This is a genomic window from Agrococcus sp. SCSIO52902 (assembly GCF_022983135.1).
GTDB classification, from domain to species: Bacteria; Actinomycetota; Actinomycetes; order Actinomycetales; family Microbacteriaceae; genus Agrococcus; species Agrococcus sediminis.
On sequence record NZ_CP095269.1, the window covers coordinates 1860485 to 1880205 of the forward strand.

21 protein-coding genes are annotated in these 19721 nt (G+C 73.0%); 19 read left to right on the plus strand and 2 right to left on the minus strand.

Translation table 11 applies throughout. The features are described 5' to 3' along the window. Positions 1–19: 19 nt before the first annotated feature. The 13 genes from dapA to dapF all read left to right on the plus strand — a co-directional run bounded on the left by dapA (position 20) and on the right by dapF (position 13147). Positions 20–991: a 4-hydroxy-tetrahydrodipicolinate synthase gene (gene dapA, locus MU522_RS09190; protein ID WP_281439989.1), complete on the plus strand. Its 972-nt coding sequence runs from the start codon at positions 20–22 to the stop codon at positions 989–991. Between the two features lie 103 nt (positions 992–1094). Beyond that, positions 1095–2768 carry a ribonuclease J gene (locus tag MU522_RS09195; protein WP_281439990.1) on the plus strand — a complete coding sequence of 558 codons (1674 nt, stop codon included), beginning with the start codon at positions 1095–1097 and terminating at the stop codon, positions 2766–2768. 67 nt (positions 2769–2835) lie between these two features. Then, positions 2836–5634 (plus strand): DNA translocase FtsK, encoded by a 2799-nt coding sequence (locus tag MU522_RS09200; RefSeq protein ID WP_246990722.1) that lies wholly within the window; start codon positions 2836–2838, stop codon positions 5632–5634. Between the two features lie 17 nt (positions 5635–5651). After that, the gene (gene pgsA / locus MU522_RS09205; protein WP_128189562.1) at positions 5652–6251 is read left to right on the plus strand and encodes a CDP-diacylglycerol--glycerol-3-phosphate 3-phosphatidyltransferase; all 600 of its coding nucleotides are present in this window, start codon (positions 5652–5654) and stop codon (positions 6249–6251) included. Next, complete coding sequence (locus MU522_RS09210) at positions 6251–6787, plus strand: CinA family protein (RefSeq protein WP_246990723.1); 537 nt, start codon at positions 6251–6253, stop codon at positions 6785–6787. The genes pgsA and MU522_RS09210 overlap by 1 nt, the downstream gene beginning before the upstream one ends. Before the next feature lie 121 nt (positions 6788–6908). Further along, positions 6909–7238: a helix-turn-helix transcriptional regulator gene (locus tag MU522_RS09215; protein ID WP_128189574.1), complete on the plus strand. Its 330-nt coding sequence runs from the start codon at positions 6909–6911 to the stop codon at positions 7236–7238. A gap of 10 nt (positions 7239–7248) precedes the next feature. Then, positions 7249–7470: a DUF3046 domain-containing protein gene (locus MU522_RS09220; RefSeq protein ID WP_128189560.1), complete on the plus strand. Its 222-nt coding sequence runs from the start codon at positions 7249–7251 to the stop codon at positions 7468–7470. Between the two features lie 161 nt (positions 7471–7631). Beyond that, on the plus strand, positions 7632–8705 hold the full coding sequence (recA, locus tag MU522_RS09225; protein WP_128189559.1) for a recombinase RecA: 1074 nt from the start codon (positions 7632–7634) through the stop codon (positions 8703–8705). Next, the gene (locus tag MU522_RS09230) at positions 8702–9274 is read left to right on the plus strand and encodes a regulatory protein RecX (RefSeq protein ID WP_128189558.1); all 573 of its coding nucleotides are present in this window, start codon (positions 8702–8704) and stop codon (positions 9272–9274) included. Before recA ends, MU522_RS09230 begins: the two co-directional genes overlap by 4 nt. 70 nt (positions 9275–9344) lie before the next feature. Beyond that, positions 9345–9794, plus strand: a complete 450-nt coding sequence (locus MU522_RS09235; RefSeq protein ID WP_128189557.1) for a hypothetical protein — start codon at positions 9345–9347, stop codon at positions 9792–9794. A gap of 88 nt (positions 9795–9882) precedes the next feature. After that, the gene (miaB, locus tag MU522_RS09240) at positions 9883–11379 is read left to right on the plus strand and encodes a tRNA (N6-isopentenyl adenosine(37)-C2)-methylthiotransferase MiaB (RefSeq protein WP_128189556.1); all 1497 of its coding nucleotides are present in this window, start codon (positions 9883–9885) and stop codon (positions 11377–11379) included. After that, positions 11376–12284, plus strand: a complete 909-nt coding sequence (gene miaA, locus MU522_RS09245) for a tRNA (adenosine(37)-N6)-dimethylallyltransferase MiaA (RefSeq protein WP_246990724.1) — start codon at positions 11376–11378, stop codon at positions 12282–12284. Before miaB ends, miaA begins: the two co-directional genes overlap by 4 nt. Beyond that, on the plus strand, positions 12281–13147 hold the full coding sequence (gene dapF / locus MU522_RS09250) for a diaminopimelate epimerase (RefSeq protein ID WP_246990725.1): 867 nt from the start codon (positions 12281–12283) through the stop codon (positions 13145–13147). Before miaA ends, dapF begins: the two co-directional genes overlap by 4 nt. Here the strand turns inward: dapF and MU522_RS09255 are convergent. Continuing rightward, positions 13131–13736, minus strand: coding sequence for a methyltransferase (locus MU522_RS09255; protein WP_246993504.1), 606 nt, complete (start codon positions 13734–13736; stop codon positions 13131–13133). The genes dapF and MU522_RS09255 overlap by 17 nt on opposite strands. Before the next feature lie 27 nt (positions 13737–13763). On the opposite strand from MU522_RS09255, the gene hflX reads away from it, so the two are divergent. Continuing rightward, positions 13764–15290, plus strand: coding sequence for a GTPase HflX (hflX, locus tag MU522_RS09260; RefSeq protein WP_146354296.1), 1527 nt, complete (start codon positions 13764–13766; stop codon positions 15288–15290). 28 nt (positions 15291–15318) lie between these two features. On the opposite strand, the gene lexA is transcribed toward hflX, so the two are convergent. Further along, positions 15319–15942, minus strand: a complete 624-nt coding sequence (lexA, locus tag MU522_RS09265; RefSeq protein WP_246990726.1) for a transcriptional repressor LexA — start codon at positions 15940–15942, stop codon at positions 15319–15321. Between the two features lie 234 nt (positions 15943–16176). On the opposite strand from lexA, the gene MU522_RS09270 reads away from it, so the two are divergent. The 5 genes from MU522_RS09270 (at position 16177) to priA (ending at position 19717) form a co-directional block, all read left to right on the plus strand. Beyond that, positions 16177–16527 carry a hypothetical protein gene (locus tag MU522_RS09270; RefSeq protein ID WP_128189551.1) on the plus strand — a complete coding sequence of 117 codons (351 nt, stop codon included), beginning with the start codon at positions 16177–16179 and terminating at the stop codon, positions 16525–16527. Positions 16528–16565: 38 nt separating this feature from the next. Further along, the gene (locus MU522_RS09275) at positions 16566–17645 is read left to right on the plus strand and encodes a histidinol-phosphate transaminase (RefSeq protein WP_246990727.1); all 1080 of its coding nucleotides are present in this window, start codon (positions 16566–16568) and stop codon (positions 17643–17645) included. A gap of 1 nt (position 17646) precedes the next feature. Further along, positions 17647–18255 carry an imidazoleglycerol-phosphate dehydratase HisB gene (gene hisB / locus MU522_RS09280; RefSeq protein WP_192575789.1) on the plus strand — a complete coding sequence of 203 codons (609 nt, stop codon included), beginning with the start codon at positions 17647–17649 and terminating at the stop codon, positions 18253–18255. After that, complete coding sequence (gene hisH / locus MU522_RS09285; RefSeq protein WP_246990728.1) at positions 18252–18899, plus strand: imidazole glycerol phosphate synthase subunit HisH; 648 nt, start codon at positions 18252–18254, stop codon at positions 18897–18899. Before hisB ends, hisH begins: the two co-directional genes overlap by 4 nt. 68 nt (positions 18900–18967) lie before the next feature. Further along, positions 18968–19717 carry a bifunctional 1-(5-phosphoribosyl)-5-((5-phosphoribosylamino)methylideneamino)imidazole-4-carboxamide isomerase/phosphoribosylanthranilate isomerase PriA gene (gene priA / locus MU522_RS09290; protein WP_146354288.1) on the plus strand — a complete coding sequence of 250 codons (750 nt, stop codon included), beginning with the start codon at positions 18968–18970 and terminating at the stop codon, positions 19715–19717. The last annotated feature ends 4 nt before the right edge of the window (positions 19718–19721 follow it).

The following is a 19721-nucleotide window of genomic DNA, read 5'->3' on the forward strand; positions in this document are numbered from 1 at the left end:
CACCCGATAGCCTGGGGGAGTGAACCCCAATCCCTTCGGCCAGGTGCTCGTCGCGCTCGTGACCCCGATGGGCGCCGACGGCGAGGTCGACTGGGACGACGTCGAGCGGCTCATCGACGACGTCGTCACCCACGGCGCCGACGGCATCGTCGTCTCCGGCACCACCGGCGAGACCTCCACGCTCACCGACCCCGAGAAGATCAAGCTCGTCGAGGTGGCGAAGGCCGTCGCCGGCGACCGGGCGAAGATCATCCAGGGCGGCGGCTCCAACGAGACCGCGCACGCGATGGACCTCTACCGGCAGGCGGAGCAGGCGGGCGCCGACGGCGTCATGATCGTCACGCCGTACTACAACAAGCCCACGCAGGCGGGCATCCTCACGCACTTCCGGATGATCGCCGACGCGACCGACCTGCCGGTCATCCTGTACGACATCCCCGGCCGCGCAGGCATCCCGATCCGCTACGAGACGCTGCTCCGCGCGGCGAAGCACCCGAACATCCTCGCCGTGAAGGACGCCAAGGGCGACTTCGCCGAGGTGAGCCGCGTGCTCAACCAGACCGACCTGCTCTACTTCTCGGGCGACGACGCCAACGTGCTGCCGCACCTCGCGATCGGCGCCTCCGGGCTCATCGGCGTCACCGCCAACATCGCCCCGCGCCCGTACCGCACCATGATCGACGCGGTGAACGAGGGCGACCTCGCGACGGCCCAGGCGCAGCACAAGGCGCTCGAGCCGCTCGTGCGTGCGACGATGACGCACGTGCCCGGCACCGTCGCGACGAAGTACATCCTCCACGGCCTCGGCCGCATCGGCAGCCCGCGCGTGCGCCTGCCGCTCGTCGGCCCCGAGGACACCGAGGCGGCCCTCATCGAGGACGAGATCGCCCTCGTCCGGGGCGTCGACGGCCTCGACCTGAGCCGCTTCCGGCCCGACCGCAACGCGGCGGCCGGCGGCGCGCTGCCCAAGGTGCACGGCACCACCCGATAGGGCCACGGCCCACGCAGACCACAGAGCGCGCGAGGTGCGCGCACCCCACCACATCCGCTCGACCCCGGCACACCGCGGGCGAGCCCCACATGAAGGAGGCCCATTGACGGCCATCACCCAGCCCGCCCCGCTCGAGGCAGGCACGCTCCGCATCTTCCCGCTCGGCGGCCTCGGCGAGGTCGGCCGCAACATGACGGTCTACGAGCTCGACGGCAAGCTGCTCATCGTCGACTGCGGCGTGCTCTTCCCCGAGGAGCACCAGCCCGGCGTCGACCTGATCCTGCCCGACTTCGGCCCCATCCGCGACCGCCTCGACGACGTGGTCGGCCTCGTGCTCACGCATGGCCACGAGGACCACATCGGCGCCGTGCCGTACCTCCTGCGCCTCAAGGCCGACATCCCCCTGCTCGGCTCGCAGCTCACGCTCGCGCTCGTCGAGGCGAAGCTCAAGGAGCACCGCATCAAGCCCTACACGCACACGGTGCGCGAGGGCGAGAAGGAGCAGCTCGGCCCGTTCGAGACCGAGTTCATCGCGGTCAACCACTCCATCCCCGACGCCCTCGCGGTCGCGATCCGCACCCGCGCGGGCCTCGTGCTCCACACGGGCGACTTCAAGATGGACCAGCTGCCGCTCGACGACCGCATCACCGACCTGCGCGCCTTCGCGCGCCTCGGCGAGGAGGGGGTGGATGCGTTCCTGGTCGACTCCACGAACGCCGACGTCCCCGGGTTCACGGCTCCCGAGCGCGAGATCGGCCCCGTCATCTCGCAGGTCATCGCGAAGACGACCGGTCTCGTCGTCGTCGCGTCGTTCTCGAGCCACGTGCACCGCGTGCAGCAGGTGCTCGACGCCGCCGCCGAGAACGGCCGCAAGGTCGCGTTCGTCGGCCGCTCGATGGTGCGCAACATGGGCATCGCCGCCGACCTGGGCTACCTGAAGGTGCCGGACGGCATCGTCGTCGACCAGAAGAAGGCCGAGGGGATGCCGCGCGAGCAGGTCGTCTTCATGTCGACCGGCTCGCAGGGCGAGCCGATGGCGGTCCTCAGCCGCATCGTCAACGGCGAGCACCGCATCGAGGTGGGGGAGGACGACACCGTCATCCTCGCCTCGAGCCTCATCCCCGGCAACGAGAACGCCGTCTTCCGCATCATCAACGGCCTCATGCAGCTCGGCGCGAAGGTCGTGCACAAGGGCTCGGCGAAGGTCCACGTCTCGGGCCACGCCTCCGCCGGCGAGCTGCTGTACTGCTACAACATCCTCGGCCCGCGCAACGTCATCCCCGTGCACGGCGAGTACCGCCACCTGCACGCGGCCGCGCAGCTCGCGATCGACACCGGCGTGCCGCGCGAGCGCGCGATGGTCGGCGAGAACGGCACCGTCTGGGACCTCAAGGACCACGAGATCCGCGTCGCCGGACAGCTCGAGATCGGCTTCGTCTACGTCGACGGCTCCTCCGTCGGCCGCATCGACGAGGCCGACCTGAAGGACCGCCGCATCCTCGCGGAGGAGGGCTTCATCTCGATCTTCATCGCGCTCGAGCCGCAGACGGGCAAGGTCATCGTCGGGCCCGAGATCCACGCGCGCGGCTTCGCCGAGGACGACAAGGTCTTCGACGACATCCGCCCCAAGATCATCAAGGCGCTCGCCGAGGCCGGCGAGCAGGGCGTGCGCGACCAGCACCAGTACCAGCAGGTCGTGCGCCGCACGGTCGGCCGCTGGGTCGGCACGCGCATCCGTCGCCGCCCGATGATCATCCCCGTCGTCATCGAGGCGTAGACCGCGGGATCGGGGAGGCGCGGAGCGCCTCCCCGTCCCTGTCGCCGCCTCGATCTAGGGTGTGCGCATGTCCACGAGCACCAAGCCGACGCGCCCGCAGCCCAAGGGGAAGTCGACCGCGAGCACCGCCAAGACGCAGCGCCAGACGCGCGCGACGACGGTGCAGCCGACGTTCGAGGAGACCGGCCCCGGCGTCGGGCAGCGCGCCTGGATGGGGCTCGCGCACGCGACCGGCGCCGCCGCACGCGTGTTCGGCCGCGAGTCGCTCGCCAAGGAGGAGCGCCGCGACGGCGTGCCCTTCCTCCTCACGATCCTCGCCGTGCTCGGCGCCGTGGTCGAGTGGATCCTGCCCGCGAACCCGGTCGCCCAGGCGATCTCGGCCTACACGTGGGGCGGGCTCTTCGGCCAGGTCGCGATCGCGCTGCCCGTCGTCTTCGTGCTGCTCGCGCTGTGGATGTTCCGCCACCCGGCCTCCGTCAGCGACAACGGCCGCGTCGGCGTGGGCCTCGCCCTGCTGCTGATCTCGGTGGCGGGCCTGTGCCACGTGGTGCTGGGCATGCCGGATGCGTCGCAGGGCATGCCGGCGCTCGCCGACGCGGGCGGCATCCTCGGCTGGGTCGCCTCAGCGCCGCTCGCCGCGCTGCTGACCCCGATCGGCGCGGGCATCGTCTGCGGCCTCGTGGCCCTGCTCGCCGTGCTCGTCATCACCCGCACGGCGCCCAACCGCATCCCCGAGCGCCTCGTCGAGCTCTACGGCTACCTCTTCGGCGTCGAGACCGCGAGCGCCGAGGAGCGCGAGGAGGCCCGCCGCGCGCGCAAGGAGGCGAAGGAGCTCGCCCGCGCCGAGGCGGCCGACGCCGCCGACGACGAGCCGGTCGACGACGATCCCGACGCGCTGCCGTTCTGGCGCCGCAACGCCACCGGGCGCGAGGTCGACCCGGCCTACGACACGCCCGTGCTCATCGACCGCGACCAGCCGACCACCCGCGTCGACGAGGTGCCGGCGGCGACGCCCGAGCCGCTGCCCGCGGCGACCCCGGCGCCCGACGAGCACGACGACTACGCGACCGCCGTGCTCGCCTCGCTCGAGCAGGCGGAGGAGGCGATGCGCCGCCACACCGGCGAGGTCGCCGAGGCGCCGGCGGCGCCGCCCGCCGCGGCCCCCGCCCCCGCGCGCGAGCGCCCCTACCGGCTCCCGTCGATCGCGTCGCTCGGCCAGGGCGACCCGCCCCGCGCGCGGTCGCAGGCCAACGACGACATCGTCGCCGCGATCACGCAGGTGCTCGGCTCGTTCAACGTCGACGCGAAGGTCACCGGCTTCTCGCGCGGCCCGACCGTCACCCGCTACGAGATCGAGGTCGCGCCGGGCGTCAAGGTGGAGCGCGTCACCGCCCTGTCGAAGAACCTCTCGTACGCCGTCGCCTCGAACGAGGTGCGCATCCTCTCGCCCATCCCGGGCAAGTCGGCGATCGGCATCGAGATCCCGAACCCCGACCGCGAGACCGTCAAGCTCGGCGACGTGCTGCGCTCGCGCGCGGCCGCCGACTCGAAGCACCCGATGACGATCGGCATCGGCAAGGACGTCGAGGGCGGCTACGTCGTCGCGAACCTCGCGAAGATGCCGCACCTGCTCGTGGCAGGCTCCACCGGCTCCGGCAAGTCGTCGTTCGTCAACTCGATGATCACGAGCCTGCTGATGCGGGCGAGCCCGGCCGACGTGCGGATGGTGCTCGTCGACCCGAAGCGCGTCGAGCTCACCGCCTACCAGGGCGTGCCGCACCTCATCACGCCCATCATCACGAACCCCAAGAAGGCCGCCGAGGCGCTGCAGTGGGTCGTGAAGGAGATGGACATGCGGTACGACGACCTCGCGTCGTTCGGCTACAAGCACATCGACGACTTCAACAAGGCGGTGCGCGCCGACGAGATCGTGCTGCCCGCCGGCAGCCAGCGCACGCTCAAGCCCTACCCGTACCTGCTGGTCGTCGTCGACGAGCTCGCCGACCTCATGATGGTGGCGCCGCGCGACGTCGAGGACTCCATCGTGCGCATCACGCAGCTCGCGCGCGCGGCCGGCATCCACCTCGTGCTCGCGACGCAGCGCCCCTCCGTCGACGTGGTGACCGGCCTCATCAAGGCCAACGTGCCCTCGCGCTTCGCGTTCGCGGTCTCCTCGGTGACCGACTCGCGCGTGATCCTCGACCAGCCGGGCGCCGACAAGCTCATCGGTCAGGGCGACGGGCTGTTCCTGCCCATGGGCGCGAACAAGGCGATGCGCGTGCAGGGCGCGTGGGTCGACGAGGCCGAGATCCAGCGCGTCGTGCAGCACGTCACCGGGCAGGCGCAGCCCGAGTACCGCGACGACGTCGCCGAGGTGGCCGAGAAGCGCGAGATCGACAGCGACATCGGCGACGACCTCGAGGATCTCTGCGCGGCCGCCGAGCTCGTCGTGTCGACGCAGTTCGGCTCCACCTCGATGCTGCAGCGCAAGCTGCGGGTCGGCTTCGCGAAGGCCGGTCGCCTCATGGACCTGCTCGAGTCCCGCGAGATCGTCGGCCCGTCCGAGGGCTCGAAGGCGCGCGACGTGCTCGTGCCGCCGGACGGCCTGGCCGCCGTGCTCGCCTCGCTGCGCGGGGAGGGCCCGGCGCCGGCCGCCGCGCCGGCCGCACCCGCCGCGCCGCCCGTCGCGGCCGCCGCGCCTGCCGCGCCCGAGCCCGCCGACGCATCCGACGACGACGAGGGCGCGTGGGTCGAGACCGACGACCGGTACGCCGACCCCTTCGACGAGGCGAATCGCGACGGGCTCGAGGTCGTCGAGGCCGAGGGCGGCGACGACGACGCGTGGTCGCTCACGGGCCGCGACTGACGCGTTAGCCTGCCTCCATGGGGATCCTGAGCCCGTGGCGCGGTCGCGTCTGGCGCCGCGGCGACGAGCCTGCGAGCGTCGCCAGCGTGCCGAACATCATCTCGGTCGTGCGCATCCTGCTCACCCCGGTGTTCATCGCCGTTGCGCTCACCAACCCAGAGCCCGGCCTCGCGCGCACGATGGGCGCGCTGCTGTTCGCGGTGCTCATCGCCACCGACTTCGTCGACGGGCAGATCGCGCGCGGCCGCGGGCTCGTGACCGACTTCGGCAAGCTCATCGACCCGATCGCCGACAAGGCGATCACCGGCAGCGCCTTCGTGGTGCTGTCGATCCTCGGCGAGCTGCCGTGGTGGATCACCGCGGTCGTGCTGCTGCGCGAGTGGGGCATCACCGCCTACCGGCTCGTGGTCGCGAGCGACGTCGTGATCGCCGCCGACTGGGCGGGCAAGGCCAAGACCATGGCGCAGGCGATCGCGCTGCCGCTCGCGCTCCTGCCGCTGCAGGCGTGGCTCGGCGACTGGGCGGTCTGGGTGTGCGTCGTCACGATGACGGTCGCGGTCGCGCTCACCATCTACTCCGGGGTGGAGTTCGTCGTGCACGCGGTGAGGAGCCGGTGATGGATGCGGAGGCGGTCGCAGCGAGGATCGTCGCCAGGGCGGCGGCGAGGGGCGTGACCGTCGCGGTCGCCGAGTCGCTCACGGGCGGCCTCGTCGCCGAGACGCTCGTGCGCACGCCGGGCGCGTCGTCGGTGCTGCGCCTCGGCGTCGTGGCGTACGCGACCGAGATGAAGCGGCAGGTGCTGCGGGTGCCGGCGCGACTGCTGCAGGAGCGCGGGCCGGTCGATCCCGAGGTGGCGATCTGGATGGCGCGCGGCGTGCGGCAGCTGGCGGCGATCGATCGCGGCGCCTGCACGATCGGCGTGGCGACCACTGGGGTCGCGGGCCCCGCGGCCCAGGACGACCACGCGCCGGGGGAGTTCCACATCGGCATCGAGCTCGACACCGTGGGCGGGCTCGTGGCCGAGTCGTCGTCGCACGTCGTGCACGGCGATCGCGAGGAGGTGCGGCGCGCCGCGCTCGAGGCGGCCCTCGCGCACCTCGACGCTGCGCTCGAGCGCACCGACCTCCGGATGCACAGCGAATCCACACAGTGAGCAGTGCCCGCCGCGGAATGCCCGGTGTGACACTGGCGTTGTCCAGGTCGTGAGGGCTTCAGCAGGCGGCGGGATCGCTGCCACTAGGCTGATGCATCCGACCACGGTGAAGGGGGAGACCATGGTGCTGGTACGACAGGAGATCGGCGACGTGCTGCGCGACGTGCGCCTGCGACAGGGCAGGACGCTCCGCCAGGTCGCCTCGCGCGCCTCGGTCGCCCTCGGCTACCTCAGCGAGGTCGAGCGCGGCCAGAAGGAGGCCTCCAGCGAGATCCTCGCGTCGGTCGCCGACGCGCTCGAGGTGCCGCTGTCGAGCATCCTGCACCAGGTGGGCGACCGCCTGGCGGTGCTCGAGGGCCTCGGCTACAGCGAGCTCGAGCCGCTCGGCTCGACCGTGCCCGACACCCTGCCCGACGAGCTCGTGGCGGAGTTCGACTCGGCCGTGCGCTGAGGGCCCGCGGATGCGGACGAGCGAGCTGCAGATCGCGATCGAGGAGGAGTTCGGCGCCCTGGGCGCCGTGCTGATGACCGACACGACGCTCGGGAGCCTCGGCGGCCGCACCGGCGCCGAGGCACTGGCCGCCGGCGTCCCCGCGCGGGACGTCTGGCGCGCGCTGTGCGACGCGAAGGACGTCCCGGCGAGCCGCCGGCACGGGCGGGGGATGCGCGAGCCCCAGCGCTGAGGGCGGCGCGCGACACGCCGACGCGACGTTCGAAGACTCGTTCGATCCGGGCGTAGGCTCGAGGTGCTCGTCGGGGCCGTCATCCACAGGTGACGACCCGAGCCGCACGCATGTCAGCGGCCGGACGTAGCGTGAGCGCACCACCAACGGAAAGGCCGGCAATGCCCACACCCGCAGACCGCGACAAGTCGCTCGAGGCGGCGCTCGCGCAGATCGACCGTCAGTTCGGCAAGGGGTCGGTGATGCGCCTCGGCAGCGAGGAGCGCGCACCGGTCGACACCATCCCCACCGGCTCGATCGCCCTCGACGTCGCACTCGGCATCGGCGGGCTCCCGCGCGGCCGCATCATCGAGATCTACGGCCCGGAGTCCTCGGGCAAGACCACGCTGACGCTGCACGCGATCGCCAACGCCCAGCGCAACGGCGGCATCGCCGCCTTCATCGACGCCGAGCACGCGCTCGACCCCGAGTACGCCAAGAAGCTCGGCGTCGACATCGACGCGCTCCTCGTCTCCCAGCCCGACACGGGCGAGCAGGCGCTCGAGATCGCCGACATGCTGATCCGCTCGGGCTCGATCGACCTGATCGTCATCGACTCCGTCGCGGCGCTGGTGCCGCGCGCCGAGATCGAGGGCGAGATGGGCGACAGCCACGTCGGCCTGCAGGCCCGCCTCATGTCGCAGGCGCTCCGCAAGCTGACCGGCGGCCTCAACCAGACGCAGACGACGATGATCTTCATCAACCAGCTGCGCGAGAAGATCGGCGTGTTCTTCGGTAGCCCCGAGACCACCGCGGGCGGCAAGGCGCTGAAGTTCTACGCGTCCGTGCGGCTCGACATCCGCCGCATCGAGACGCTGAAGGACGGCTCCGACGCGGTCGGCAACCGCACGCGCGTCAAGGTCGTCAAGAACAAGATGGCGCCGCCCTTCAAGCAGGCCGAGTTCGACATCCTCTACGGCGTCGGCATCTCCCGCGAGGGCAGCCTCATCGACTTCGGCGTCGAGCACGGCATCGTCCGCAAGTCGGGCGCCTGGTTCACGTACGACGGCGACCAGCTGGGGCAGGGCAAGGAGAAGGCCCGGCAGTTCCTCATCGACAACCCCGACATCGCGGCCGACATCGAGCGCCAGATCCTGACCAAGCTCGGCATCGGCGCGGGCAGGGCCGCCGCGGCCGACGCCAAGGGCAGCGTCGAGTCGCTCGACGCCCGCCGCCAGGAGCGCCAGGGCGCGTGAGCGATCGCGACCGGCTCGCCGCCATCACCGAGCTCTCCGCCTGGGTCGCCCAGCGCGACGAGCCCGAGGAGGCGGCTGAGCCGGGCGACGCGGCCCCGGTGGAGCGCGTCGACGAGGAGTCGGCGCGCTCCATCGCGCTGCGGGCGCTCGGGCGCAGGGCCGCCAGCCGGCAGGAGCTCGATCGCACCCTCGAGCGCCGCGACGTCGAGCCCGAGGTGCGCGCGAGCGTGCTCGATCGGCTCGCCGCCGAGGGACTCGTCGACGACGCGCAGCTGGCTCGCGACCTCGCCGACCGCCTGCGCGAGCGCAAGCAGCTGGGCGAGCGCGGCGTCTCGGCCGAGCTCCGCCGGCGCGGCCTCGACCCCGCGGTGCTCGACGACCCCGATCGCGACGACGAGCTGCAGCGGGCGATCGACGCCGCCGGCGAGCGACGGCGGCGCATGGGCTCGCTCGACGACGAGACCGCCGAGCGCCGCCTCGCCGGGTGGCTGCAGCGGCGGGGCTTCGGAGGCTCCGCCGTGCGCGTCGCGATCGAGCGCACGCGGCCGAAGGGCCCGCGCTTCCGGTGACCGCAGTGCGTCCGGGAGACCTCCAGGACGCATCCAGTCTCGGTTCCTGGGAGAGGGCTAGATTCGAGCCATGAAGAGCACCAGGATCCTCGCCGTCCCGGCCATCGCGGCCGCCTCCCTCCTCGCCCTCACGGGCTGCTTCCAGCTGCCCCCGATGGGCGGCGGCACCACGACCGAGACGCAGGCTCCCGCGCCCTCCGGCGACGGCGGCGACACCGGCTCGGCCTCGGTCGACCTCGCCGACACCGCCTGGTCGGGCGAGGACGCCGCGGGCAACACGATGGATCTCGTGCTCGAGGGCGACGGCACGGTGCTGCTCAACGACTGGAACGGGCAGAACTGGGACGAGGCCGGCGACACGTGGGAGGTCGCGGGCGACCAGATCACGATCTTCATCGGCGGCATCGAGAACATCCAGAGCCTCACGTACACCGGCACCGCGCAGCTCGAGACGATGGAGCTCACCGGCGTCGACGGCAACGGCGACAGCGGCTACGACGTCACCCTGACCCAGGGCTGATCGCCGCGCCGGCGGGAGTCGGCCGCGGCAGCACGAGCGGGGCGGGCCACGCGGTCCGCCCCGCTCGCGCGCTCGGTACGCTGAGGGCATGTCCGCGATCGCCCCGCAGCGCACCTACGAGGTGAAGACGTTCGGCTGCCAGATGAACGTGCACGACTCCGAGCGGCTGCGGGGCTCGCTCGAGGAGGCCGGCTACGCCGCCGCCGTCGACGGCGCCCCCGACGTCATCGTGATCAACACGTGCGCGGTGCGCGAGAACGCCGACCAGAAGCTCTACGGCCACCTGGGCCACCTGGCCAAGACGAAGCGCGAGCGGCCCGGGTTCCAGATCGCCGTCGGCGGCTGCCTCGCGCAGAAGGACCGCGCGACGATCGTCGAGCGCGCCCCCTGGGTCGACGTCGTCTTCGGCACCCACAACATCGGGTCGCTGCCGACGCTGCTCGAGCGCAGCCGCCACAACGGCGACGCCGAGGTCGAGATCCTCGAGGCCCTGGAGGTCTTCCCGTCGACGCTGCCGACGAAGCGCGAGTCGACGTACGCCGGCTGGGTCTCGATCTCGGTCGGCTGCAACAACACCTGCACGTTCTGCATCGTGCCGTCGCTGCGCGGCAAGGAGCGCGACCGGCGGCCCGGCGAGATCCTCGCCGAGGTGCAGGCGCTCGTCGACGACGGCGCGATCGAGGTGACGCTGCTGGGCCAGAACGTCAACTCCTACGGCGTCGAGTTCGGCGACCGGCTGGCCTTCGGCAAGCTCCTGCGCGCCGCGGGCGCGATCGACGGGCTCGAGCGCATCCGCTTCACGAGCCCGCACCCCGCGGCGTTCACCGACGACGTCATCGACGCGATGGCCGAGACCGACGCGGTCATGCCCCAGCTGCACATGCCGCTGCAGTCGGGGTCCGACCGCGTGCTGCGCGCGATGCGCCGCTCCTACCGCTCCTCGAAGTTCCTCGGCATCCTCGACCGGGTGCGCGAGCGCATCCCCCACGCGGCGATCACGACCGACATCATCGTGGGCTTCCCGGGCGAGACCGAGGAGGACTTCGCCGAGACGATGCGGGTGGTCGAGGCGTCGCGCTTCGCCTCCGCGTTCACCTTCCAGTACTCCATCCGCCCCGGCACCCCGGCCGCCACCATGCCCGACCAGGTGCCGAAGGCGGTCGTGCAGGAGCGCTTCGAGCGCCTCGTCGAGCTGCAGGACCGCATCGCGCACGAGGAGAACCGCGCGCAGGTCGGCCGCACGGCCGAGGTGCTCGTCTCGGTCGGCGAGGGCAAGAAGGATGCGCAGACCCACCGGCTGAGCGGGCGCGCCGAGGACAACCGCCTCGTGCACTTCGCTCCGGCGCCGGACGGCGAGCAGCCGCGGCCCGGCGACGTCGTCACCGTCGAGATCACCGAGGCGGCGCCGTTCCACCTCATCGCCGATGGCGGACCGCTCGCGCTCCGCCGCACGCGCGCCGGCGACGCCTGGGACCGCGCGCAGGCCGACTCGTGCGGCGTGCCCGCGCCCACCGGCGCATCCGCCGCCGCGGGCGCCGCCGGCCCGGTCCTGCTCGGCCTGCCCACGCTGCGCGTCGGCACGTGACCCTCATCGCCGTCGTCGGCGCCACCGGCACCGGCAAGACGGCGCTGTCGCTCGACATCGCGGACGCGGTGGTCGCGCTCGGCGCGCGCTGCGAGCTCGTGAACTGCGACGCGATGCAGCTGTACCGCGGCATGGACATCGGCACGGCGAAGGCGAGCGCCCACGAGCGGCGGGGGCACCCGCACCACCTGATCGACGTGCTCGAGCCGTGGGAGGACGCCGCCGTCGCGGCCTACCGCGAGGCGGCCCTGGCGGCGATCGCCGGCATCGAGGCCCGGGGGGCGGTGCCGGTGCTCGTGGGCGGGAGCGGCCTCTACGCCTCGAGCGCCCTGTACGAGTTCGCCTTCCCGGCGACCGATGCGACGCTCCGCGCCGAGCTCGAGGCCGAGCTCGCCGAGCGGGGCCCGACCGCCATGCACGAGCGGCTCGCCGCCGTCGACCGGGCGGCCGCCGACGCCATCGGGCCGCACAACGGCAGGCGCCTCGTGCGCGCGCTCGAGGCGGTGACGCTCACCGGCGAGCCGTTCCGGGTGGGGCTGCCGCCCGAGGAGTCGCTGCTGCGGCCGACGATCATCCAGCACGTGCGCGTCGAGCGCGATCGGCTCGTCGCGCGGCTCGACGAGCGGGTGGAGCGGATGTGGCGGCTCGGCATCGTCGAGGAGGCGCGGGCGCTGCGCGCGGCCGGCATCGAGCGCGGCACGACCGCGCAGCAGGCCATCGGCTACCGCCAGGCGCTCGACCAGCTCGACGGCGCGATCGACGAGGCCGAGGCCATCGCGCGCACCCAGGCGCTCACCCGTCGGTACGCGCGGCGGCAGGTCTCGTGGTTCCAGCGCTACCCGGCGGCGCCGCCCGCCGACCCGGCAGCGCTCGCCGCGCGCGCGGTCGCTAGCCTGGAGGCATGACGCAGCGCGCGAGCGGCCCGTTCTCCAAGGGCCACGGCACCGGCAACGACTTCGTGCTCGTGGCCGATCCCGAGGGCGCGCATCCCCTCAGCGCGGCACGCGTGCGCGAGCTGGCCGACCGCCGCTTCGGCGTCGGCGGCGACGGCGTGATCCGCGCGGTGCCCGCGGGCGCGACCGGCGACGCGGTGCTCGACGCGCTGCCGGACGGCACGTGGGCGATGGACTACTGGAACGCCGACGGCAGCCTGAGCGAGATGTGCGGCAACGGCGTGCGCGTCTTCGTGCGCTTCCTGCTCGAGTCCGGGCTCGCCGAGCTGCCGGAGGGCGGCGCGCTCGACGTGGCGACGCGGGCGGGCCTCAAGCGCGTCGTGCGGCGCGGCGGCCTGCTCTCGGCCGACCTCGGGCCGTTCGAGCTCGGCGGCACCCGACTCGTCGCATCCGCCGGCCTCGACGTGCCCCGCCCGGGCCAGGACGTCTCGACCGGCAACCCGCACGTCGTCGTCGCCCTCGCGAGCGAGGAGGAGCTCGCGGGCCTCGACCTGCACCGCGCGCCGGCGCTCGAGCCGGCGGCGGAGGACGGCGCGAACGTCGAGTTCGTCGTGCCGGGCACGATCGCCGACGGCGTGGGCTCGATCCGCATGCGGGTGCACGAGCGCGGGGTCGGCGAGACGCTCTCGTGCGGTACCGGCGCCGTCGCGGCCGCCATGGCGACGCGGCACTGGTCGGGGGATGCTGCCGACCGGTGGATCGTCGACGTGCCGGGCGGCAGGCTCGAGGTCGAGCTCGACGACCGCGGCCACGTGTGGCTCACCGGTCCGGCGGAGATCGTCTTCCGAGGAGAGACGCTCAGTCCGGTGCCGTGACGGCGATGATGCGATACGTCTTCCGCGAGTCCGCGCGCTCCACCTCGTACCCGGCGAAGCGCTCGGCCAGCCAGCGCAGCAGCGAGTCGGCGCCGAGGTGCTTCTGCACCACGAGCCACGCGGTCGCCCCCGGCGCGAGCCGCGGGATCCAGGTCTCGAACAGCGCGTGGAGCTGCGGCTTCCCGATGCGGATGGGCGGGTTCGACCAGATGGCGTCGAAGCGCACGTCGGCGGGCACGCGCTCGGGGAGCGCGGGGGTGATGTTCGATATGCTGAGCAGCTCGGCATTCCGCTCCACGAGCGAGAGCGCTCGGGCGTTGACGTCGACCGCCCACACGCGGGCGGCGGGGGAGCGGAGCGCGAGCGTCGCCGCGATCGGCCCCCAGCCGCAGCCGAGATCCAGCAGCTCACCGGTCTCGGGCGGCGCGGGCACGGCATCCAGCAGCACCGCCGTGCCGACGTCGAGGCGGTCGCCGGAGAAGACACCGGTCGCCGTGACCATCTCCCGCTCGCGACCGACGAGCGGGACCCGGATGGTCCGGACCGCCTCGGGCGCGACGGGATCGGGTGAGAAGTAGTGGTCCGGCACGGACACGACAGTAGCGAAGGACGAAGCATGGCAGCACCGAACGAGGCAGACCCCACCCAGCCCGGCCCCGCCGAGGCCGAGGGTCACGGGCGCGCGACGGAGCGCATCCTGGCCTGGGCGGCCCCCGGCGAGCGCGAGCTGCTCGCCGCGCGCGCGCAGGCGCTCCAGGAGGGCGACGACGCGGTCGACCCCGACGGCGACCAGCTCGACCGCGACGAGCGCGCGGCGCTCCGCCGCGTCGACGGCCTCCGCACCGAGCTCGAGGACGTCACCGAGGTCGAGTACCGGCAGCTGCGCCTCGAGAACGTCGTGCTCGTGGGCGTCTACTCGGGCTCGGCGGAGGACGCCGAGAACTCCCTCCGGGAGCTCGCGGCGCTCGCCGAGACCGCAGGCGCGCTCGTGCTCGACGGCATGCTGCAGCGCCGCCCCAACCCCGATCCCGCCACGTACGTGGGCCGCGGCAAGGCCGAGGAGCTCGCCGCGATCGTGAAGGAGCTGGGCGCCGACACCGTCATCGCCGACAGCGAGCTCTCGCCCAGCCAGCGGCGCGCGCTCGAGGACCGCGTCAAGGTGAAGGTCATCGACCGCACCGCCGTCATCCTCGACATCTTCAGCCAGCACGCCAAGAGCCGAGAGGGCAAGGCGCAGGTCGAGCTCGCGCAGCTCGAGTACCTGCTGCCGCGCCTGCGCGGCTGGGGCGAGTCCATGTCGCGCCAGGCCGGTGGCCAGGTCGGCGGCCAGGGCGCCGGCATGGGCTCCCGCGGCCCCGGTGAGACCAAGATCGAGCTCGACCGCCGTCGCATCCACTCGCGCATGGCGCGGCTGCGCAAGCAGATCAAGGGCTTCGCACCGGCGCGGCAGGCGAAGCGCGCGAACCGCGACCGGTTCGAGGTGCCGGGCGTGGCGATCGCCGGCTACACGAACGCCGGCAAGTCGAGCCTGCTCAACCGCATCACCGGTGCCGGCGTGCTGGTCGAGAACGCGCTGTTCGCGACCCTCGACGCGACCGTGCGCCGCGCGCGCACACCGGATGGCCGGGAGTTCACGATCGCCGACACCGTGGGCTTCGTGCGCAACCTGCCGCACCAGCTCGTGGAGGCCTTCCGCTCGACGCTCGAGGAGGTCGCGGAGTCGGAGGTCATCGTGCACGTCGTCGATGCGAGCCACCCGGATCCGGCCTCGCAGATCGCGACGGTGCGCGATGTGCTGGGCGAGACGGGCGCGCGCTCGATCCCCGAGATCGTCGTCTTCAACAAGGCCGACCTCGTGACCGCCGACGAGCGGCTCGTGCTGCGCGGCCTGCAGCCCGACGCGGTCTTCGCGTCGGCCCGCACCGGCGAGGGCGTCGACGAGCTGCTCGCGCGGATCGCCGAGCTGCTGCCGCGCCCGCAGGTCGCGGTGTCGCTGCTCGTGCCCTACGACCGCGGCGATGTCGTGGCCGACCTCCACGAGCGCTTCGAGGTGCTGCGCGAGACGCACGACGAGGCGGGCACGCGCATCGATGCGATGGTGACGGAGGCCGCGGCGGGCCAGCTGGCCGAGTTTCGGGCCTGACCTGGCGGCCCGGGCGCCGCCCGGGCCGTCAGACCGACCGGAGCACGGCCACCACGCGGCCGAGCACGTCGGCCTCGTCGCCGAGGATCGGCTCGAACGCGGAGTTGCGCGGCAGCAGCCAGGTGTGGCCGTCGCGCTGGCGGAACACCTTGACCGTCGCCTCGCTGTCGAGCATCGCGGCGACGATGTCGCCGTTCTCGGCCGTCTGCTGCTGGCGCACGACCACCCAGTCGCCGTCGCAGATCGCGGCGTCGATCATGGAGTCGCCGACGACCTTCAGCATGAAGAGGTCGCCGGTGCCCACGAGCTGCCGGGGGAGCGGGAAGACGTCCTCGACCTGCTGCTCGGCCGTGATCGGCACGCCTGCGGCGATGCGGCCGACGAGGGGCACGAACGCGGCGTGGTCGATGCTGCCCGCGGTCTCGTCGACCTCGTCGTCGATGAGCACCTCGATCGTGCGTGGGCGGGACGGGTCGCGGCGGATGCAGCCCGCGAGCTCGAGCTGGCCGAGCTGGTGGGTGACGCTCGAGAGCGACGAGAGCCCCACGGCGTCGCCGATCTCGCGGTAGCTCGGCGGGTAGCCGCGCTGGCGCACCGCCCGCTGGATGACCTGCAGGATCGCCTGCTGCTTCTCGGTCAGCTGCCTCGTCATGCCCGCTCCGCTCCCTCAGGTGCATCGCGTGTCAGTGGCCCGCGATTGACTCCTCGTGGTTCGAAAGCGTATCCGACAGGACGCCCGGATCAAACGGATGTTCGAGTGTGTCGTGGAGAAACTCCGCGACAGGGCTTGACGCATCCGGAGGATCGAAGATAGGTTCGAAACAGAGATTCGCGGCCGGTGCTCCCGGCCGAGCACCGGCCGCGAACTCCACCGAGAGGAACTGCGATGACTGCGATCACCACCACCACGCCGGGTGCCCGCGTGCGCCTGACCGCCCGCGGCCGCCGTGCCCTGGCACTGCTCGTCGCCGCGCCCGTGCTCGCCGCAGGCGCGCTCGCCGGCGCCGGCGTGCTCGGCGACGCCCTCGCCGGTGCCGTCGCCTCGTCGACGGCCGAGACGGCGCAGTTCGAGCACATCACCGTCATGCCGGGCCAGTCGCTGTGGCAGATCGCCGAGGCCGTCGCGCCTGAGGCCGACCCGCGCGACGTGGTCGCCGAGATCGAGCTGCTGAACGGCATCGCCGGAGCCATCCAGCCGGGCGAGCGGCTCGCGATCCCCGCACACTACTCCGGCTGAGCCACGAGCGGCATCCGCGCCGGTCCTAGGCTGGTTCGGTGACGAGCCTCGACGACCTGCCCATCCGCGAAGACCTGCGCGGCCTGACGCCCTACGGCGCGCCGCAGCTCGACGTGCCGGTGCGGCTCAACGTGAACGAGAACGCGTACCGCGTGCCGGAGGCCGTGGCGCTCGACATCGTGCAGGAGATCGCCCGCGCCCTGCCCGACGCCAACCGCTACCCCGACCGCGAGTTCGACGCGCTGCGCGCGGCCTTCGCCGGCTACCTCGGCCATGGGCTCCAGCCGGCGCAGATCTGGGCAGGCAACGGCTCCAACGAGGTGCTGCAGCACGTGCTGCAGGCATTCGGCGGCCCGGGGCGCTCTCTGCTGTCGTTCACGCCCACCTACTCGATGTACCCGCTGCTCGCGCAGGGCGTCGGCATGCGCTGGGTGCCCGTGCCCCGGGCCGACGACTTCACGCTCACGCCGCAGGCGGTGCGCGAGGCGATCGCCGAGCACGATCCCGACGTGGTGTTCCTCTGCTCGCCCAACAACCCCACGGGCACCGCCATCGACCTCGAGACGATCGAGGCAGCCGCCGAGGCCGCGCGCGGCATCGTGCTGGTCGACGAGGCCTACGCCGAGTTCGCCCACGACCGCAGCCGCACGGCGCTGACGCTCCTGGAGCGGCACCCCCGGCTGCTCGTCTCGCGCACGATGAGCAAGGCCTTCGCCTTCGCCGGCATCCGCGTGGGCTACCTCGCCGCCGATCCCGCGGTGATCGACGCGCTGCGGCTGGTGCGGCTGCCCTACCACCTGTCGGCGCTCACGCAGGCGGCTGCCGTGGCGGCACTGCGCCACAGCGACGCGATGCTCTCGCGCGTCGACGAGCTGCGCACGCAGCGCGACCGCATCGTCGACGAGCTCACGGCGCTCGGCTACCGCCCCTACCCGTCCGACGCGAACTTCGTGCTGGTGGGCGGCATCGACGATCCGCGGGCGACGTTCGAGGCGCTGCTCGAGCGGGGCATCCTCGTGCGCGACGTCGGGCTGCCGCACACCCTCCGCATCACCGCCGGCACCGCCGCCGAGACGACCGTGCTGCTGTCGGCGATGGCAGCGCTGCGCGCGGAATAGGATCGAGGCCATGGCCCGCACCGCATCCATCGAGCGCACGACGAGCGAGTCGAGCATCCGCCTCTCGCTCGACCTCGACGGCACCGGCGCCTCGTCGATCTCGACGACGGTGCCGTTCTACGACCACATGCTGACGGCCTTCGCGAAGCACTCGCTCATCGACCTGCAGGTCGAGGCGAGCGGCGACACCGACATCGACGCGCACCACACGGTCGAGGACACCGCCATCTCGCTCGGCCTCGCGCTCGCCGAGGCCCTGGGCGACAAGGCCGGGGTGCGCCGCTACGGCGACGCGACCGTGCCGCTCGACGAGGCGCTCGCGCGCGCCGTCGTCGACCTCTCCGGCCGACCGTTCCTCGTGCACTCCGGCGAGCCCGCGGGCTTCGAGCTGCACCGCATCGGCGGGCACTTCACCGGCTCGCTCGTGCGGCACGTGCTCGAGGCGATCACCCTGAACGCCCGCATCACGGCGCACGTCGAGGTGCTCGCGGGCCGCGACCCGCACCACATCGCCGAGGCCGAGTTCAAGGCGCTCGCCCGCGCGATGCGCGTGGCGGTCGAGCCCGACCCGCGCGTCACCGGCGTGCCCTCGACGAAGGGCGCGCTGTGACGCGCTCCCCGCTCGCCCGGCCGCGCGTCGCGCTGCTCGACTACGGCCTCGGCAACGTGCACTCGGCGGCGAAGGCCCTCGAGGCGGCCGGCGCCGACGTCACGCTCACGGCCGACCGCACCGCGGTCATGGAGGCCGACGGCCTCGTCGTCCCCGGCGTCGGCTCGATGGCCGCCTGCATGGCCGGCATCCAGGCGATCCGCGGCGGCGAGCTCATCGGCCGGCGCCTCGCCGGCTCGCGCCCCGTGCTCGGCATCTGCGTCGGCATGCAGGTGCTGTTCTCTAGCGGCGAGGAGGGCGGCGGCACGACGGCGGGCCTCGACGAGTGGCCGGGCACCGTGCGGAGGCTCCGCGCCGACATCCTGCCCCACATGGGCTGGGCGCAGGTCGAGGCGCCCGAGGACTCCGTGCTCTTCGAGGGCGTGCGCGACGAGCGCTTCTACTTCGTGCACACCTACGCCGCCACCGAGTGGCACATCGACCCGCACCCGCGCATCCGCCCCCCGCGGGTGACGTGGGCCGAGCACGGCGAGCGGTTCATCGCCGCCGTCGAGAACGGCCCCCTCTCCGCCACGCAGTTCCACCCCGAGAAGTCGGGCGAGGCGGGCATCCGCCTGCTCGGCAACTGGGTGCGCGGCCTCTGAGCTGGCCGCCGCCGAGCGGCGGCAGTAGCATCGCCGTGGCCCCGACACCGGAAGGCATCCCCATCCCCATGACCGACTTCAACCAGTCGCCCAAGCTGCAGCTGCTGCCCGCGATCGACGTGGCGGGCGGCAAGGCCGTGCGGCTCACGCAGGGCAAGGCCGGCACCGAGACCTCGTTCGGCAGCCCCGTCGACGCCGCCGAGGACTGGGTGCGGCAGGGTGCCGAGTGGATCCACCTCGTCGACCTCGACGCCGCCTTCGGGCGCGGCGACAACCGCGCCGTCATCAAGAAGGTGATCAAGGCCAGCAAGGGTCGTGTGCAGGTCGAGCTCTCCGGCGGCATCCGCGACGAGGCCTCGCTCGAGTCGGCGCTCGCCACCGGCGTGAAGCGCATCAACCTCGGCACCGCGGCGCTCGAGAACCCCGAGTGGACGGCATCCGTCATCGCCGAGTACGGCGACCAGATCGCGGTGGGCCTCGACGTGCGCGGCACGACGCTCGCCGCCCGCGGCTGGACGCAGGACGGCGGCGACCTGTGGGATGTGCTGGCGCGCCTCGAGGCCGCGGGCTGCAGCCGCTACGTGGTCACCGACGTGACGAAGGACGGCACCCTCCAGGGCCCGAACCTCACGCTGCTGCGCCAGGTCGCCGAGCGCACGCAGAAGCCGATCGTCGCCTCCGGCGGCGTCGCGAGCCTCGACGACATCGCCGCGCTCCGCGAGCTCGTGCCGTACGGCGTCGAGGGCGCCATCGTGGGCAAGGCGCTCTACGCCGGCGCGTTCACGCTCGCCGCCGCGCTCGACGTCGCCGGCCAGTAGCCCG

Bases quoted from the DNA above. Each gene is read 5' to 3' on its own strand.
- MU522_RS09200 (WP_246990722.1), top strand. From the start codon at position 2,836: ATGTCCACGAGCACCAAGCCGACGCGCCCGCAGCCCAAGGGGAAGTCG.
- pgsA (WP_128189562.1), top strand. From the start codon at position 5,652: ATGGGGATCCTGAGCCCGTGGCGCGGTCGCGTCTGGCGCCGCGGCGAC.
- MU522_RS09210 (WP_246990723.1), top strand. From the start codon at position 6,251: ATGGATGCGGAGGCGGTCGCAGCGAGGATCGTCGCCAGGGCGGCGGCG.
- MU522_RS09215 (WP_128189574.1), top strand. From the start codon at position 6,909: ATGGTGCTGGTACGACAGGAGATCGGCGACGTGCTGCGCGACGTGCGC.
- MU522_RS09220 (WP_128189560.1), top strand. From the start codon at position 7,249: ATGCGGACGAGCGAGCTGCAGATCGCGATCGAGGAGGAGTTCGGCGCC.
- recA (WP_128189559.1), top strand. From the start codon at position 7,632: ATGCCCACACCCGCAGACCGCGACAAGTCGCTCGAGGCGGCGCTCGCG.
- MU522_RS09235 (WP_128189557.1), top strand. From the start codon at position 9,345: ATGAAGAGCACCAGGATCCTCGCCGTCCCGGCCATCGCGGCCGCCTCC.
- miaB (WP_128189556.1), top strand. From the start codon at position 9,883: ATGTCCGCGATCGCCCCGCAGCGCACCTACGAGGTGAAGACGTTCGGC.
- dapF (WP_246990725.1), top strand. From the start codon at position 12,281: ATGACGCAGCGCGCGAGCGGCCCGTTCTCCAAGGGCCACGGCACCGGC.
- hflX (WP_146354296.1), top strand. From the start codon at position 13,764: ATGGCAGCACCGAACGAGGCAGACCCCACCCAGCCCGGCCCCGCCGAG.
- lexA (WP_246990726.1), bottom strand. From the start codon at position 15,942: ATGACGAGGCAGCTGACCGAGAAGCAGCAGGCGATCCTGCAGGTCATC.
- MU522_RS09270 (WP_128189551.1), top strand. From the start codon at position 16,177: ATGACTGCGATCACCACCACCACGCCGGGTGCCCGCGTGCGCCTGACC.
- priA (WP_146354288.1), top strand. From the start codon at position 18,968: ATGACCGACTTCAACCAGTCGCCCAAGCTGCAGCTGCTGCCCGCGATC.